At 60.4% G+C, this 1,597-nt stretch carries 2 protein-coding genes; both read left to right on the plus strand.

Going from position 1 to position 1,597, the window contains the following annotated elements; translation table 11 throughout:
* Positions 1-997, plus strand: a 997-nt coding sequence (locus tag ACRDD5_RS05850; protein ID WP_438676172.1) for an MFS transporter, incomplete at its 5' end; no start/stop codon positions are given.
* A 14-nt stretch (positions 998-1,011) separates the two neighbouring features.
* Positions 1,012-1,597, plus strand: a 586-nt coding sequence (locus tag ACRDD5_RS05855) for an isocitrate/isopropylmalate family dehydrogenase (RefSeq protein ID WP_438676173.1), incomplete at its 3' end; no start/stop codon positions are given.

Here is a 1,597-nt window from a genome sequence, read left to right on the forward strand (position 1 = left end):
GACCAGCTTCTACACTCTGCGCTTCCTGCTCGGTGTGGCGGAGGCCGGTTTCTTCCCGGGCATCATCCTCTACTTAAGCTACTGGTTCCCGGCGCAAAAACGCGCCCAGGTGACGGCTATCTTTATGGCAGCGGCGCCCATTTCGACTGCGCTCGGGTCGCCGATTTCCGCAGCCCTGCTGGAGATGCACGGCCTGATGGGCTTTGCCGGCTGGCAGTGGATGTTTGTCCTCGAAGCGGTGCCGGCGGTGATCCTCGGCGTCGTGGTGCTGTTCTGGCTGACCGACCGCCCGGAAAAGGCCACCTGGCTCAGCGAGGAGGAGCGTGGCTGGCTGATTAGCACCCTGCAACGCGAGCAGGCCGCAAAACAGGCCACGGCGCAGCACAGCGTCTGGAAAGGGCTGCTGGATAAGCGCGTGCTGGCCCTGTCGCTGGTCTACTTCGGCACCTCCGCCGGGCTGTATACGCTGGGGATCTGGTCGCCGCAAATCATCAAAACGCTGGGCGTCTCCTCCATGACCGTCGGCCTGCTGAATGCCATTCCCGCCGTTATTGCAGTGGTAGCAATGGTGCTGTGGGCGCGGCATTCAGACAAAACCAGCGAACGTTCCTGGCACGTGATTGCCGCCTGCATCGTGGCTGCTGCCGGGCTGTTGATGGCCGGGAGTGCGGTAAGCATCGTTGGCGTAATCCTTGCGCTCACCATTGTTAACTGCGGCATCAGCGCCTCGAAACCGCCGCTGTGGAGTATGCCAACCCTGTTCCTTTCCGGTTCGGCCGCTGCAGCCGGGATCGCCACCATCAATTCACTGGGCAATCTGGGCGGGTTTGTCGGTCCGTTCATGATCGGCCTGATTAAGCAGCAGACCGGCAGTTACACCTGGGGGCTGTGGTTTGTCGCCGGGTTACTGATTCTCTCTTCCCTTGTTGTGCTGTGGCTGTCGGCTTCTGCCCGCAAAACACAGCCCCATGATTCGTTAGTTCAGCCAAAACATTAATGTAAGGAATAAACATGAAAGATTACGCGATTGCAGCTATCCCCGCAGACGGTATTGGCCCGGAAGTGATCACCGCGGGCGTAGACGTGTTACACGCGCTGGCCCAGCGTCAGGGCGATATTCGCTTCTCGGTGCATACCTTTGAATGGGGGTCGGATTATTACAAAACGCATGGAGTGATGATGCCGGAAGATGGGCTGGAGCAGCTGAAAGCCTTCGACGCCATCTACTTTGGCGCGGTGGGTGCGCCGGATGTCCCGGATCACATCACTCTGTGGGGGCTGCGTCTGCCGATTTGCCAGGGCTTTGATCAGTATGCCAATGTGCGTCCGACTAAAATCCTGCCGGGCATTCAATCTCCGCTGCGCAAGGCCGGGCCAGGCTCCCTCGACTGGGTGATCGTGCGTGAGAACTCTGAAGGGGAATATTCCGGCCACGGCGGTCGCGCGCACCGTGGCCTGCCGGAAGAAGTGGGTACCGAGGTGGCGATTTTCACCCGCACCGGGGTGACACGTATCATGCGTTACGCCTTCCGTCTGGCGCAGACCCGTCCGCGCAAGCTGTTGACCGTGGTGACCAAGTCCAACGCCCAGCGTCACG

The organism is Silvania sp. (assembly GCF_051656365.1).
Taxonomy (GTDB): Bacteria; Pseudomonadota; Gammaproteobacteria; order Enterobacterales; family Enterobacteriaceae; genus Enterobacter; species Enterobacter hatchlandensis.